The 14095-nt window shown below is 64.2% G+C and carries 11 protein-coding genes; 9 read left to right on the plus strand and 2 right to left on the minus strand.

What is annotated here, in order from left to right; all coding sequences use genetic code 11:
• Positions 1-223: 223 nt before the first annotated feature.
• Complete coding sequence (locus EY713_RS13650) at positions 224-1390, plus strand: multidrug effflux MFS transporter (RefSeq protein ID WP_245572724.1); 1167 nt, start codon at positions 224-226, stop codon at positions 1388-1390.
• Between the two features lie 10 nt (positions 1391-1400).
• On the opposite strand, the gene EY713_RS13655 is transcribed toward EY713_RS13650, so the two are convergent.
• Entirely contained in the window at positions 1401-2198 is a 798-nt protein-coding gene (locus EY713_RS13655) for an alpha/beta hydrolase (RefSeq protein ID WP_131115679.1), read from the minus strand.
• Positions 2199-2273: 75 nt separating this feature from the next.
• Here EY713_RS13655 and EY713_RS13660 point away from each other — a divergent pair, with 75 nt between their 5' ends.
• From EY713_RS13660 to EY713_RS13675, 4 genes are all read left to right on the plus strand, one after another.
• Positions 2274-3506, plus strand: coding sequence for a glycosyltransferase family 4 protein (locus tag EY713_RS13660; RefSeq protein ID WP_131115681.1), 1233 nt, complete (start codon positions 2274-2276; stop codon positions 3504-3506).
• Positions 3507-3657: 151 nt separating this feature from the next.
• Positions 3658-4212: a GNAT family N-acetyltransferase gene (locus tag EY713_RS13665; protein ID WP_131115683.1), complete on the plus strand. Its 555-nt coding sequence runs from the start codon at positions 3658-3660 to the stop codon at positions 4210-4212.
• A gap of 10 nt (positions 4213-4222) precedes the next feature.
• Positions 4223-5164 carry a dihydroneopterin aldolase gene (locus tag EY713_RS13670; RefSeq protein ID WP_165491134.1) on the plus strand — a complete coding sequence of 314 codons (942 nt, stop codon included), beginning with the start codon at positions 4223-4225 and terminating at the stop codon, positions 5162-5164.
• Positions 5165-5229: 65 nt separating this feature from the next.
• Positions 5230-6453, plus strand: a complete 1224-nt coding sequence (locus EY713_RS13675; RefSeq protein WP_342634216.1) for a benzoate/H(+) symporter BenE family transporter — start codon at positions 5230-5232, stop codon at positions 6451-6453.
• 44 nt (positions 6454-6497) lie between these two features.
• Here EY713_RS13675 and ubiG read toward each other — a convergent pair whose 3' ends face one another.
• Positions 6498-7274, minus strand: a complete 777-nt coding sequence (ubiG, locus tag EY713_RS13680) for a bifunctional 2-polyprenyl-6-hydroxyphenol methylase/3-demethylubiquinol 3-O-methyltransferase UbiG (RefSeq protein ID WP_245573012.1) — start codon at positions 7272-7274, stop codon at positions 6498-6500.
• A 194-nt stretch (positions 7275-7468) separates the two neighbouring features.
• Here ubiG and EY713_RS13685 point away from each other — a divergent pair, with 194 nt between their 5' ends.
• The 4 genes from EY713_RS13685 (at position 7469) to EY713_RS13700 (ending at position 14071) form a co-directional block, all read left to right on the plus strand.
• Entirely contained in the window at positions 7469-8707 is a 1239-nt protein-coding gene (locus EY713_RS13685; protein ID WP_131115687.1) for an aspartate kinase, read from the plus strand.
• Positions 8708-8903: 196 nt separating this feature from the next.
• Positions 8904-11165, plus strand: a complete 2262-nt coding sequence (gene ptsP / locus EY713_RS13690) for a phosphoenolpyruvate--protein phosphotransferase (protein ID WP_131115689.1) — start codon at positions 8904-8906, stop codon at positions 11163-11165.
• 118 nt (positions 11166-11283) lie between these two features.
• On the plus strand, positions 11284-12363 hold the full coding sequence (gene prfA, locus EY713_RS13695) for a peptide chain release factor 1 (protein ID WP_131115691.1): 1080 nt from the start codon (positions 11284-11286) through the stop codon (positions 12361-12363).
• Positions 12364-12526: 163 nt separating this feature from the next.
• Positions 12527-14071: a hypothetical protein gene (locus EY713_RS13700; protein WP_131115693.1), complete on the plus strand. Its 1545-nt coding sequence runs from the start codon at positions 12527-12529 to the stop codon at positions 14069-14071.
• Positions 14072-14095: the final 24 nt, after the last annotated feature.

Below are 14095 nucleotides of genomic sequence, written 5' to 3' on the forward strand. Positions count from 1 at the left end.
GCGAGAGAGTCAGGCCGATCGGCACCAAATCGACAATAAAAAAGAGCGGGTCCGGCAGGAGCCCACTCTCACAAAAACAACCGGACATTTCAGTCAGCATCAGCTAACTGCAGCCTTGTATAAGCCGACGCATGAGAAACCGCAAGGCTCCTCGCGTCATGCGTCGCCCCCTCCTGACCCTCCGGCCCTCCCCAGTATGTCTTTAAAGCCCGATACGCTCAGCATGACCATCATGCTGGCCTTCATGACTGCCCTCGGTCCGCTCGCGACCGACATGTATCTGCCGTCCTTGCCCAGCATCGGGCATGCGCTTGCCGCTTCCGACGCCCAAGTGCAGACCACCTTGTCGGCCTATCTGGTCGGCTTCGCGCTCGGCCAGATCGTCTATGGACCGATCGCCGACAAGCTTGGTCGCAAACCCGTCCTGATCGCCGGGTTCCTCCTGTTCATCGCGGGGAGCTTCGCCTGCGCGCTTGCTGGGTCGATCGGCTGGCTGGTCGCGGCGCGTGTGCTGCAGGCGTTCGGCGCAGCCGGCCCGATCGCCTTGGCGCGCGCCATCGTTCGAGATCTGTACCATGGGCCGCGCGCCGGCCGCGAACTCTCCCGCATGGGCGCCATCATGGGGGTGACACCGGCGATCGCGCCGATGTTCGGCGGCGTTTTGCAACAACTCTTCGGCTGGCAATCGAACTTCTACGCGGCGGGGCTCGGCGCCATCGCGGTCGCGATCTGCGCGATGCTGTTCCTGCCCGAAACCCTGCGGGCCAAACAGGCGGCGCCGCTCTCGCCGCGCGCCATTGTCCGCACGTTCGGGATGCTGCTCGGGCATCGCGCCTATCGGGTCAATGTCGCCATCCTCACGCTCGCCTACGCCGGACTATTCGCCTATCTATCGGCTGTCTCGTTCTTGCTGCAGGGCGTCTATGGCTTTGGCGAAGTCGCTTTCGGGGCGGTCTTCGGGCTCGGCGCGCTGGCCTATGTGACCGGCACCGTGATCGCCTCCAAGATCGTGCGGCGGCGCGGCATCGATGGGACCATCGCGATCGGGGTCGCGTGTCTGTTCGTGGGCGGCGTGACGCAACTCGTCGCCATGGCGGTTCTGCCGGATCGATCGACGGGGTTGATCGTGCCGATGCTGCTCTATCTGGCCGGCATCGGGTTGACGTTGCCGCAGACCATCGCGGCCAGCATGGAGCCGTTCCCGGACCACGCGGGTGCGGCCTCGTCGCTGGCGGGGCTCATTCAGATGAGCGTGTCGGCGCTTGCCGGTATCGCGGTCGGACAGGCCCTGACAATCACGCCACTGGCTCTGCCACTCGCCACCGCTTTTTCGGGCACGGTCTGTTTCGTCCTCTTCAATCTGACCCGACATTGGCGCCCGGCGACCTGATCGGCCGACATCAGGCGATCTGCTCGATCGCCGCGATGAGGCGGACGAGGTCTTCGTCGCGAGACAGCCGGTGATTGCCATCGCGCACCAGCGTGATGCTGACCGGGTCTGCGGCGAGATGTTCGACCAGCGTCAGGGCATGTTGCCAAGGGACATCGCTGTCCTGCATGCCTTGCAGGATGTGGACCGGACAATGGGCCTCGACGTTCGAGCCGAGGAGCAGATGCCGACGCCCGTCTTCGATCAAGGCGCGCGTGATCGGGTAGGGCGTCTCGCCATAGGGCGACGGGCGATACCAGACGCCGTCACGCTCGATCTGCTCGCGGATGTCGGGCGTCAGCCTGTCCCACATCAATGTTTCGGTGAAGTCGATCGCGGGCGCGATCAGCACCGCACCGCCGAGGCGATCCGTCTCACCGGCCGCCGCAAGAGCACGGGCCACCAGCATAGCGATCCAGGCCCCCATCGACGAGCCAACGATGATCTGGGGCCCGTCGGTCGAGGCGCGGACCACCGCCAGCGCATCGTCGAGCCATTGCCCAATGGTTCCGTCGACGAAGTCGCCACTCGACTCGCCGTGTCCGGAATAGTCGAATCGGACAAAGCCCCGCCCGTGCTCGCCGGCCCATCGGTCGATCGCCAGGGCTTTGCCGGATTGCATGTCGGACATGAAGCCGCCCATCCAAATCACGCCGGGGCGCGTTTCGCCGGACGGGGCTGCCGGCCGTCGCCGGACCGCGATGCGGCGTGGCACACTCTTGTGATCCCGGCTTGAGACGGTCACGACGGATGGAACAGTTTCGTTCATGGTTACGATTGTACACTCGCGACTAAGACGCTGGCGAGTAGTCCGTCAGCCCCCCAATGCGATTGTCCCGTTTCGATGAGCCATGATCTCGCATCCCCTTTCGTCCATGCGGCGCCTTCGCGGCTTGCCGGCCGAACCGTGCTGCAGATCATTCCGGCGCTCGAGGCCGGAGGGGCCGAGCGCACAACGATCGATATCGCGGCCGCTTTGGCCGAGGCCGGCGCGCGATCTCTCGTGGCCACGACGGGTGGGCGTCTCGTCAGCGAGTTGCAGGCGCGGGGCGGCATCTGGGTGCCGTTTCCGGCCGATACCAAGAACCCGGTCGCCATGGCGCGAAACGTGCTGAAATTACGGGCGCTGATCCGCGACGAGCGGCCCGCGGTCGTGCACGCACAGTCGCGCGCCCCGGCCTGGGTCGCGCTCGGTGCGACCCGCATGACGGGCACGCCGCTCATGACGACCTACCATGGCAGCTATTCGGGCAGCCACGCCATCAAGCTTCAGTATAATTCGGTGATGGCGCGGGGCGACGCCGTCATCGCCAACTCGCATTTTACCGCCGAGACGATCGCCCGCCTCTATCCCTGGGCGCGCGATCGGGTCCGCATCATCTCGCCCGGGGTCGACCTGCGCGAGTTCCACCCCGACACGGTCCACGTCTCGCGCGTCGAGGCGCTTCGGTCCGCCTGGGGCATCGCGCCGGACCAGAGGGTCGTGCTGCTCGCCGCGCGCCTGACGGAATGGAAGGGCCAGAAGGTGCTGATCGCGGCGGCCACCAAGCTGCGCGATCGAGGCGTTTCGGACCTTGTCTTCATACTCGCCGGCGACCATCAGGGCCGCAACCGCTATGTGGCGGACCTCGACGCGCTGATCGCCGACCATAAACTCGGCGATTTGGTGAAACGCGTCGGCCACTGCGCCGACATGCCGGCGGCTCTCCTGGCCGCGAGCCTCGTGATCGTGCCCTCCACACGACCCGAGGCGTTCGGCCTGTCGGCCGTGGAGGCGCAGGCAATGGGCACACCGGTGGTGGTGAGCAATCTCGGGGCCGTACCGGAAACCGTGCTGGCGCCTCCCGAGGTTCCGCCGGAGCAACGGACGGGTTGGCGGGTGCCGGCCGGCGATGTCGAGGCGCTGGCCGAGGCGATCGCGAGCGCCCTGGCCCTCGGCGCGACGGCGCGCGACACGATGGCGCGACGAGCGCGGCTCCACATCGAGACAGAATTCTCGCTCGACCATATGACGGAAGCCATGCTCGACGCCTATAGTGCGGCGATCGAGGGACATTTGCCGGCCAGAGCGCGGTAGGGCAGGGTTGGAACCGACCGCGTCGCTTTGCGGCTCGATCCCGGTGGATTCGCTCGCTCAACGCTTTGGATTGAGTTTGCCGGAGGTGATCTCGATCGCGATCGACCAACCGCCGAACCCGAAACTCGGCCTTCCGTGACCTGGATCAACCATGCCTGATTTCACGACCCCACCTCAGCTCCGCGTCGCGACGGCAGCCGATGCAGATGCGATTGCGGCACTCCATACCGCGAGTTGGCGCTCGGCCTATCGGGATGCGCTCAGCGAGGCCTATCTCCGGGGGCCGATCGAACAGGAACGCCTGGTCTTCTGGCGCGACCGGTACAGGCATGCCGGGCCTGGGTTGTGGACCGTGGTGGCAGAGGACGCAAAGGGTTCGCTCGTCGGGTTCCTCTGCGCCTTGCTGGATCATGATCGCGACTGGGGCAACTATATTCACAATCTGCATGTCGACCCCGATGCCAAGCAGCAGGGGATCGGACGCATGATGATGCGGGCTGCGGCCGACCATTTCGTCTATGCGCTGCCGCGCCGGCCCGTGTATCTCTTCGTCCTGCAGAGCAACATCGCGGCTCAGGCGTTCTACAACCGGCTTGGCGGCGATCCTGTCGAAGAGTTGGTCGCAACACAGCCCGACGGAACCTCGGCCCGCGCCATCCGCTATGCTTGGCCGAGTGTCGCGGCCTTCGCCGATGGCGTCGCGTGAGGCGGTTCGCATGACGCTCTTTCTGGTGTCCGTGAGGTCGGATGAGGAGGCGCGGATCGCTGTGGCGGCGGGTGCCGACGCGGTGGTGGTGAGCCGGCCGAGGCCCGACGCTTTCGCCCCGACAGTGCCAACCATGATTGTCGACGTCGCCGCTGACCTGCTCACGCCGGCGGTGGACGGGCCGTCGATCGCCATCGGCGGGGAAGCGAGCCACGGCTTGGTCATGATCCGAGAGACCGCTCCGACCGAGGTCGATCTCGATGCGATCGTTGCGGCAGGGCGCGCTGGCATCATGCTCGCAGCCGCCGGTCGCCTCGTCGATACGCTCGGTCTGGCTGCGCTCGACGACATCGCGTCTCGATGCCGGTCGCGCGGGCTGCTGGTCGGCTTCTCCGGCGGCTTGGAATCGCCCGATATCTCGCGCCTGCTGACATTCAAGCCCGACATTCTGTTAGTCGGCCGCGCCCTGCGCGTCGCGCATCGATGCGACGCGCCGCTCGATCCGGACGCGATCGCATTGTTTCGTGGCCTCTTTCCGCAGCCGTCCGCCGCGATCCGCCCGGCCAAGACACCGGCCAAGACAGAGGAGAGGCCGAGGCGTTGGCGCGATCGGATCTTCGTCCGCGACATGGTGCTCGAGATCGATGTTGGCGCCTATGCAGAGGAATTTGGACGACGCCAGCGCGTCCGCTTTTCGATCGAGGCCGAGATCGAGGCGATCGATCATCCGACGCGAGACATGCGGGATGTCGTCTCCTACGATCTCTTGACCGACACGATCCGGCAGGTCGCGGGAGCGGGCCATGTCGAATTCGTGGAAACGCTCGCCGAAACCATCGCGGCCCGCATTCTCGGCCATCCCCGCCTCGCGGCCGTCCATGTCACGGTCGAAAAGCTCGATCTCGGGGCAGGGGTGGTGGGGATCGACATCTGGCGTGAGGCGGGTGGATAAGTCGCGATCGGGCACGGCCTCATCGGCCGGCAGGTTTCCGATTCTCCAGCCTTGAAGCGAATCTCTTGTCCACAGCTCTCGATGCGTCGCCTGCGACCCGCCCACCTGACCCTCATGTCGCCTTGCAGCCACCCCAAGGGTCGCTGATCCAACCGATCTTCGGAGGCTTGCTGGCCGCCGTCGTCGGCTTCGCGGCCACGTTTACGATCGTGTTGCAGGGGTTTGCGGCCGTCGGTGCAACGCCGGCTCAGGCCGCCTCCGGCCTGCTGGTGCTCTGCGTGGTGCAAGGTGTCTTGTCGATCGGGTTGTCGCTCGTGTGGCGAGAGCCGATCAGCATCGTCTGGTCGACCCCTGGGTCGGCGCTGCTGATCGTGACCGGCGCGCAGGCGGGCGGCTATCCGGCCGCCATCGGGGCCTTCATCCTGGCCGGCGCGCTGATCGTCGCGGCCGGCTTGATCAAGCCATTCGGCCGGTTGGTGGCCGCCATCCCGTCTGGCCTTGCCAATGCCATGCTGGCCGGTGTGTTGTTCGAGATCTGTCTCGCGCCGGTCGAGGCGCTGAAAACCTCGCCCACTCTGGTGTTGCCGATCCTTCTGGCTTGGGTTCTGGCGCTGCGTTTCGCGCGCCGCTTTGCGGTCCCGATCGCGGTGGCGGTTACGGTGCTGATCGTCGTTTTCGTGACCAAGCTGCCGGCCGGTGCCCTGAAGGACGCGTGGCCGACCTTAATCCTGACGCAGCCGGTCTTTGCCTGGTCGTCGCTCGGCAGCCTCGTCGTGCCGCTTTTCATCGTCACGATGGCGTCTCAAAACGTGCCGGGTTTAGCGGTGCTCCACGCCAATGGCTACAAACCCAATATCAGCAAAATCTTCGTGGCGACCGGTCTCGGCAGCATCGTCAATGCGTTTGGTAGCGGCGGGCTCATCAATCTGGCGGCCGTGACGGCGGCGCTTTGCGCTGGACCGGACGCGCATCCCGACCCGGCAAAACGCTACTGGTCGACCATCGCGAATGGGGTCGGTTATGTGGTGCTCGGCCTTTTCGCGGCCTTTGCGGCAGCCTTCATTCTGGCATCGCCGTCCTCGCTCTTCACGGCGGTGGCCGGCCTCGCCCTCATGGGCAGCTTCGCGGGGGCTCTGTCGTCTGCCCTCGCGCATCCGCAGGACCGTGTCGCGGTCGCGATCACCTTCGTGATGACCGCGTCCGGTGCCAGCTTCTTTGGCATCGGCGCGTCGTTCTGGGGTCTTCTCGCGGGCGGGCTCGTGCTCGTCGTCGAGCGGTTCAGACGCTAGCGAGCCGCCGCTATCCGCGCATGGGCTCCTATCTCGCCAGGGTTCTAGCGCGTCGCCTTGCGCTGTGCCGTCACGAAGTAGTTCACGTCCGTGTCGCGCCCGAGCGACCAGATGTTGTGCAGCGGATCATAGGTCATCCCCGTGCGGTCGAGCACCTTGAGGCCGGCGCGGCGGATCGGCATCACCAGCTCCTCCGGGGTCACGAACTGGTTCCAGTTGTGGGTGCCGCGGGGCAGCCAGCGCAGCACATATTCGGCACCGACGATGGCCAGAAGAAAGCTTTTGGCCGTGCGGTTCAGCGTCGAGGCGATCAGCAGGCCGCCCGGCTTCACGAGGCTGCAGACCGTCGCCATAAAGGCATTCCGGTCGACCACATGCTCGACCACCTCCATGGCCAAGACCACATCGAACCGCTCGCCCGACGCCGCCAGCGCCTCGGCGGTCGTGGCGCGGTAGTCGATCGGCAGATCGAAGGTCTCGGCATGGTGGCGCGCCGCCGCGATATTCTCGCGGCCAGGATCGATCCCTGTGACGGTGCCGCCGAGCCGGCAGAGCGGCTCCGACAGCACCCCGCCACCGCACCCGATGTCGAGCATCGACAGGCCATGAAACGGACCCTCGTCGGGGCTTGTTTCAGCATCGGGTCGATGCGTCTCGATCATCTCGCGCAGATAACCCAGGCGCAGCGGGTTGATCTCGTGCAACTTACCCATCGGACCCTTGGGGTCCCACCATTCTGCACCGAGGCGTTCGTAGCGCGCGAGATCGACGGGATCGACACTCTCGCGCCGTGGCATGTCGGCCTGAACCTGATCCTGCATCATCGCTTCTGCTCCCTGATGGGCGACATATAGGGCTCGAGTGGTTCGCGCGTCACCCGCCTTGCCGCTCGGTTGACAGCCTTCGGCCGGGCCGTCATCTATACGCGCCGTTTCGGACCCCACCGTTTGAGTTGTGGTCGCCCGAACATCACCGGCCCTCGGGTTCCTGGCCCTCGGCCCTTACCGAACGTTTCATGGCCCGTCTTGTTTTGAAATTCGGCGGTACGTCCGTCGCCAATCTCGATCGAATCCGCGCTTCGGCGCTGCATGTGAAACGCGAGGTCGAAGCCGGCCATGACGTAGCGGTCGTGGTCTCGGCCATGTCGGGCAAAACCAATGAACTGGTGGGCTGGTGCCGCGAGGCGTCTCCACTCCACGACGCGCGCGAATATGATGCCGTCGTGGCGTCGGGTGAGCAGGTGACGGCCGGGCTCATGGCGATCGTCTTGCAGAGCATGGGCATCACGGCTCGTTCATGGCAGGGCTGGCAGGTTCCGATTCTCACCTCCGACCAGCATGGCTCCGCGCGGGTGCTCGGGATCGACGGCGCGGAGTTGATCCGCCGGTTCGACGAGCGGAAGGAGGTGGCGGTGATCGCCGGCTTCCAAGGGATCCATGCCGAGAGCGGTCGCATCACCACCCTTGGGCGCGGTGGATCAGACACCAGCGCCGTCGTGATCGCGGCCGCCCTCAAGGCTGACCGTTGTGATATCTATACGGATGTCGATGGGGTCTACACGACCGATCCGCGCGTCGTCGCCAAGGCGCGCCGGATGGATCGCGTAGCCTTCGAGGAAATGCTCGAAATGGCGTCGCTCGGCGCCAAGGTTTTACAGGTGCGGTCGGTCGAGGCCGCCATGGTCCATCGGATCAAGGTCTTCGTCCGCTCCTCGTTCGACGATCCGGCTGCGCCGGCATCTGGAACGCTGATTTGTGCTGAAGAGGACATCATGGAACAGCAGATCGTCACCGGCATCGCGTTCTCGCGTGACGAGGCGCAGATCACGTTGCGCGGTGTGTCCGACCATCCGGGCGTTGCGGCCGCGATCTTCGGGCCGCTCGCCGACGCGGCCATCAACGTCGACATGATCATCCAGGTTGTGTCGGATGACACGACCACGACCGACATGACCTTCACGGTCCCGACGGCTGACTATGAGCGCGCACGTCTCATCATCGAAGGCGCCCGCGCCGCAATCGGGTTCGGCTCGCTGCAGGGCGCCAACGACGTGGTCAAAGTATCGGCGATCGGCATCGGCATGCGAAGCCATGCGGGCGTCGCGGCGCGTGCGTTCAAGGCCTTGGCCGACAAGGGGATCAATATTCGAGCCATCACGACCTCCGAAATCAAGTTTTCGGTGTTGATCGACGCCGCCTATACGGAACTCGCGGTACGGACGCTGCATACGCTGTATGGTCTCGATCGTGCCTAGCCTCGCGGGACGCTTTTTTAGTCCCGGGGTACGATCCTTGCTTCGACTCGGCCGTTAGGTGACAGTCGCTGGTGCGGCTTCGACGAGTCGGACGATTGAGTTACGGCGGAGGGGGAAGACATCATGGCGGCTTCGTCCTTGACCGAGTCTTGCCGGCACACGGCCGGGGCTCCGCAGCCGTGAGGGGTGCGATCTGATGCGTGGCTCTCTCGGACCGCGTTTGTTGTTGCGCCGGCTTCGCGAAGTCATGGCGGAACCGATCGGCGCACAAGCGCGCCTCGACAAAATCGTTGTCCAAATTGCCTTCAACATGGTGGCCGAGGTGTGCTCGGTCTATGTGCTGCACGCCGATAAGCGGCTCGAACTCTATGCCACCGAGGGTCTCAATCGCGAGGCGGTCCATCTTACGACCATGCGGCTCGGCGAGGGCATCGTCGGCCTGATCGCCGCCAAGGCCGAGGCGCTTGCGCTTCCGGACGCACAGTCGCACCCGGCCTATTCCTACAAGCCCGAGACCGGGGAAGAGATTTATCAGTCCTTCCTCGGTGTGCCGATCCTGCGAGGAGGCAACACGCTCGGGGTTCTCGTCGTCCAGAATCGCGCCCGGCGGATCTATTCCGAGGAGGAAATCGAGGTCCTTCAAACGACCGCGATGCTGTTGGCCGAGATGATCGCGGGCGGTGAACTCGTTTCGCTGTTTCCGGCCGGATCGGAGGTCTTGCGGCAATCCTTGTCGCTGAAAGGCGAGATTATCGCCGACGGGGTCGGGCTCGGCCATGTGGTGCTGCACGAGCCGCGCGTGATCGTCGACAAACTCGTGGCCGAGAATATCGACGGCGAAATCGTGCGGCTCGACGAAGCGATCGCAGCACTGCGCGAATCGGTCGATCGGCTGGTCGATCGCGGGGAGGAAGCCGGGCCGGGCGAGCATCGTGAAATCCTGCAGACCTTCCGCATGATCGCGCATGATCGCGGCTGGTTGCGGCGCCTGCGCGAGGCCGTATCGACTGGCTTGACCGCAGAGGCGGCGGTCGAGCGCGTCCAGAGCGACACACGCGCCAAACTCATGCGTCAGACCGATCCCTATATGCGCGGGCGGCTGCACGATCTCGATGAATTGGCCAATCGACTTCTGCATCAATTGACCGGGCAAGATCTCGTCGCGTCGAACGAGAATTTGCCTGAAAATGCGGTCTTGGTGGCGCGCTCCATGGGCGCGGCGGCCCTGCTGGATTATGATCAGCGCAAGCTTCGCGGCCTCGTGCTCGAAGACGGCGGCGCGATGAGCCATGTCGCGGTGGTGGCCCGCGCGCTCGGCATTCCGGCCGTCGGCGACGTCACCAATATTTCGAGCCTCGTCGAGCCGGGTGATGCCATCATCGTCGATGGCGTCATGGGCAGCGTGGAAGTGCGGCCCGGCCCTGATGTCGAAGCCGCCTATGCGGAGAAAGCCCGGCTTCGCGCCCGGCGCCAAGAGCAATATCGGTCGCTTCGCGATATTCCGGCCGTGACGCGGGACGGGGTCGTGATCGACCTGCATATGAATGCCGGGCTATTGCTCGATCTGCCGCATGTCGTCGAGACGGGCGCCGTCTCGATCGGCCTGTTCCGGACCGAACTCCTGTTCATGGTGGCGGATCACTTCCCCCGACCATCCGAACAATATGCGCTCTATAAGAGCGTCATGGACATGGTCAGCGACCGGCCCGTGACCTTCCGGACTTTGGATATCGGCGGCGATAAAGTCTTGCCGTATATGATGCGGCTCGACGAAGAGAACCCGGCTCTTGGCTGGCGGGCCCTGCGGATCGGCCTCGATCGTCCGGCGCTGTTGCGGTCTCAGCTTCGCGCGATGCTGCGGGCCGGGGCAGGACGCGAGGTCCGCATTATGTTTCCGATGGTGGCGGAGGCGGCCGAGTTCGATCGCGCGCGCGCGGCCGTGGATCACGAACTCGCCTTCCTGACGCAGCATCATCATCCGCTGCCGACCGAGATCAAGCTCGGCGCAATGGTCGAGGTGCCGTCGCTTCTGTGGCAGCTCGACGAGATCGCGGAACGGGCCGACTTCCTGTCGGTTGGATCCAATGATCTCATGCAATATCTGTTCGCGGCGGACCGTGACAACAAGCGCGTTTCGACGCGATTCGATCCGCTGTCGGCGCCCATGCTGCGTGCGCTGAAGTCGATTGCCGATGTCGGGCAGCGGCGCAACATCCCCATCACGCTCTGTGGCGAGATGGGCGGCAGCCCTTTGGCCGCCATGGCGCTGATCGGGCTTGGCTATCGGGGCTTGTCGATGTCGCCGTCGTCGATCGGACCCGTCAAGGCCATGATCCTGGCGCTGGATGTCGAGGCCATGACGCGCTTTCTGGGCGACCTGTTGCGCGATGCCTCGGGAGAGCCCAGCTTGCGGGGCCGGCTCGAGGCTTTTGCGGCCGAACATCAGGTTCCCTGTTAGCGACCTTGCCCTAAGCCGTCCAAAGGCTCCGCTTTCCGAGTGGACGTCACTGCTGTCTCATTCAGCCCAGCGCCGGCCAGCGGCGCCAATCCGTCCTTTTAGGAACGATACGTCCTCCATGCTCCCCATCGCCAAGCTCGATCTCGTCCTTCGCCGTTATGAGGAAGTGTCAGCGCGCCTCGTCGAAGGGCCTGATTCTGCGACCTTCGTGGCCCTGTCGCGGGAACTCGCCGAAAACGAGACCATCGTGACGGCCATCCGAGCTTATCACGCCCAAAATGCCGAAATCGATGGACTGGCCGCCATGTTGGCTGACCCCGCCCTCGATCCCGAGATGCGGACGATGGCCGAGGGCGAGGTCGACGAGGCGAAGGAGCGACTTGCCGCGCTCGAACTTTCGATCCGCATGGCGCTGCTACCGAAGGATGCGGCAGACGAAAAGAGCGCCATTCTTGAAATCCGCGCCGGCACGGGCGGCGATGAGGCCGCTTTGTTCGCCGGCGATCTTTTCCGCATGTATAGCCGCTATGCCGAGTTGAAGCGGTGGAAGGTCGACGTTCTCTCCATGAGCGAGGGGACGGCGGGCGGCTACAAGGAAATTGTCGCCGAGGTCGTCGGGCGTGGCGTTTTTGCGCGACTGAAGTTCGAAAGCGGCGTGCATCGCGTGCAACGGGTGCCGGATACGGAGACGCAGGGGCGCATCCACACCTCGGCCGCGACCGTCGCGGTTTTGCCGGAAGCCGAAGAGGTGGACGTCGACATCAATGAAGGTGACCTCAAGATCGATACGATGCGCTCGCAGGGCGCGGGCGGCCAGCATGTCAACAAGACCGAGTCGGCCATCCGCCTTACCCATTTGCCGACCGGCATCGTCGTGTTCATGCAGGAGGAGCGCTCCCAGCATCGCAACCGCACCAAGGCGATGGCGGTGCTCCGGTCGCGCATCTTCGATGCCGAACGGCAGAAACTCGACAACGAACGCGCCGCCGACCGAAAAGCGCAGGTGGGCTCCGGCGATCGTTCCGAACGGATCCGAACCTATAATTTCCCGCAAGGTCGGCTGACTGATCACCGCATCAACCTGACCCTGTATAAGCTCGACAAGATCATCACCGGCGAAGCCTTGGACGACGTGGTCGATGCTTTGACGACGGAGCATCAGGCGGCGGCCTTGGCGGCCGTTGAGGGCGATGTCTGAGGGAATGCATCGAAAAGAGCCGGTGTGACGTTGCGTCTCACGTCAGCAAATGGGAAGAGACCAGCCGTCTCGCCGGTGCTGACATCGCGTTGTCGTGTCGGCCATCACCATGGTTCGGATCGAGCTGTCACTCGGCGCCGCTCGGCAAGTTTGGGAATCGAGAATGAACCTTAGAGCCGCCTTTTTGTCGACCGTCATGTCAGTGGCCGTTCTCGGATCGGCCCAGGCCGCGCCGGCCACGACCGATGAAGCGCAGCGTTTGACCACGTTGTTTCAGCGTTACCTCGGCAAGCCGACCGATGGCCAGCCGAGCGCCGTCGTCGTGACGCCGGACGGCGAAACCTACAAGGTCGATGTCGATCTCTCGCGGATCTTCGCACCCTTCGCGGCGCTTGGGTTGGCGGAGGTCAAAGCGGGGCACTACCTTTCGACCTTGACGCCGGCGGCGGATGGCACGTGGCACGTGGTCAGTGGCGGTCTTCAGTCCTTTACCGTGACGATCAACGATCAAACCACGATCGTGAATTACGGCGATTCCCACTTCGACGGGATCTTCGACCCGAAGATTGCGTCGTTTGTCTCGAGCACGAGCTCGAGCAACGGTTCAGCCGTGAGTTCCAATAGTCCGAAAGTGTCGAGCTCCAGCAAGAGCACGGGCACGACAGAGAGTAAATTTACCGGCACCGACGGCGGCAACGGCACCGTAAACGCCAAAGTTGATCAAACCCTCCGCGACTTTACCTATGCGCTTTCGGTCCAGACCCATGCGGATGTCGGTGCACCGAAAAGCGAGAAAGCGTTCGAGGTCAACGCTCAAATCGCGAGCGGAACCGGACATATTGAGGCGAATAACCTTCGTAACGCACAATTGCTCGACCTTTGGGCGTTTTTGGTCGCGCATCCGTCCAAGCAGCAGCTCGTTGCCAATCAGACTGAACTGAAAGGGCTTCTCTCGGCCATGCTGCCATTCGTCACTGTTTTGAGCGGTGATGTGTCTATCCAAAAGATTATCTTGAACACGCCGCTGGGGCAGTTTGGCGCGAATACTTTTGGTGAGCGTCTCGATGTCGGCAATGAAAATTCGAAAGACGTGCTTGGCATCGGCCTCAACGCCGATGGGTTTACGATCCCGGCGGATCTTGCGCCGGCCTGGGCGACGGGGCTCGTGCCGAGCGGGCTCGACCTCCACGTCAAGGTCGGCCCAGTCCACTTTACCGAAGCGCTGCAGAAGGCCATCGTCAGCGCCGACTTCGGCGCCGACAAGCCTTTGACCGAGGCGCAGACCAACGACATCGTGCAGACTTTTGCCCTGCCGCAAAACATCGTCGTGACCCTGGCGCCAAGCACGATCACGACTCCCGTCATGACCGTGAAGGCCGAAGCCCAGATGCAATTTACCGAGCAGATGCCGACCGGAACCGCAACCGTTTCGGCAACAGGCCTGGATAAAGCTCTGGATATGCTGACGACTGGGGCGCAGACCAACCCCGATGCTGCCCAGGCCTTTGCGGTCTTGACACTGATGAAGCAGCTCGGTCGTGCCGAAGGGCCGGATCGATATAGCTGGCTGGTCGAGGCCAAGCCGGGAAGCGACATCTTGATCAACGGTAAGCCGATGCAGGCAGCTGCACCGCAAGCTGAGCCGCAGCCGGTACCGAAACCGTCGCAGAAGCCCAAGAAGAAGCCGGCACCCAAGACCGCGCCTTAACGCTGCTGATGCAGCCTTGGGCTG

The sequence above is a fragment of the Lichenihabitans psoromatis genome (assembly GCF_004323635.1).
Lineage (GTDB): Bacteria > Pseudomonadota > Alphaproteobacteria > Rhizobiales > Beijerinckiaceae > Lichenihabitans > Lichenihabitans psoromatis.

Coding starts and splice junctions, on each gene's coding strand:
- EY713_RS13660 (WP_131115681.1), top strand. CDS start 2,274: ATGAGCCATGATCTCGCATCCCCTTTCGTCCATGCGGCGCCTTCGCGG.
- ubiG (WP_245573012.1), bottom strand. CDS start 7,274: ATGCAGGATCAGGTTCAGGCCGACATGCCACGGCGCGAGAGTGTCGAT.
- EY713_RS13650 (WP_245572724.1), top strand. CDS start 224: ATGACCATCATGCTGGCCTTCATGACTGCCCTCGGTCCGCTCGCGACC.
- EY713_RS13655 (WP_131115679.1), bottom strand. CDS start 2,198: ATGAACGAAACTGTTCCATCCGTCGTGACCGTCTCAAGCCGGGATCAC.
- EY713_RS13670 (WP_165491134.1), top strand. CDS start 4,223: ATGACGCTCTTTCTGGTGTCCGTGAGGTCGGATGAGGAGGCGCGGATC.
- EY713_RS13700 (WP_131115693.1), top strand. CDS start 12,527: ATGAACCTTAGAGCCGCCTTTTTGTCGACCGTCATGTCAGTGGCCGTT.
- EY713_RS13685 (WP_131115687.1), top strand. CDS start 7,469: ATGGCCCGTCTTGTTTTGAAATTCGGCGGTACGTCCGTCGCCAATCTC.
- ptsP (WP_131115689.1), top strand. CDS start 8,904: ATGCGTGGCTCTCTCGGACCGCGTTTGTTGTTGCGCCGGCTTCGCGAA.
- EY713_RS13665 (WP_131115683.1), top strand. CDS start 3,658: ATGCCTGATTTCACGACCCCACCTCAGCTCCGCGTCGCGACGGCAGCC.
- prfA (WP_131115691.1), top strand. CDS start 11,284: ATGCTCCCCATCGCCAAGCTCGATCTCGTCCTTCGCCGTTATGAGGAA.